The following is a 391-nucleotide window of genomic DNA, read 5'->3' as shown; positions in this document are numbered from 1 at the left end:
TCAAATGCCTTGGCGCGCTCCCAAGGAAGACCTTTTGCTTTGAGTGCACTTTGCGTCTCGCGTTTCGTGAGGTCTAGGCCAATCGCCACCCCAGAAAACTCGCCATCTTTGACTAAAAAGCATAACTCAGCCTCATAGTGTAGGGGCTCATCATGGAAACTATTCAGCTGTTGGCTAAGAGAAGAATTCGGCTTCATGAAAACCACCATATCTTCTGGGATTTCATTACCTAGCTCTTCAATATGCGCCGCGTAGTTTCTGCCTACACACAGTATCTTGCTTGGAGTGAAAGATTGATTTTCCAGAGTAACTTGCTTGAGAGGCATGATTATTCGCTTTCTTCTGAGACTTGGTAATGTCGAATCACATTAGAGGTGATAGCTCCCCAGTG

At 45.8% G+C, this 391-nt stretch carries 1 protein-coding gene; it reads right to left on the bottom strand.

Features of this window, described 5'->3' with window-relative positions; genetic code table 11:
* A partial coding sequence (locus AB4585_RS23000; RefSeq protein ID WP_372171120.1) for a fumarylacetoacetate hydrolase family protein occupies positions 1–326 on the bottom strand: 326 nt, incomplete at its 3' end.
* Between the last annotated feature and the right edge of the window lie 65 nt (positions 327–391).

This window comes from Vibrio sp. 10N.222.49.C9 (assembly GCF_041474985.1).
GTDB classification, from domain to species: Bacteria; Pseudomonadota; Gammaproteobacteria; order Enterobacterales; family Vibrionaceae; genus Vibrio; species Vibrio crassostreae_C.
This window is presented reverse-complemented; position numbering and strand designations above follow the sequence as displayed.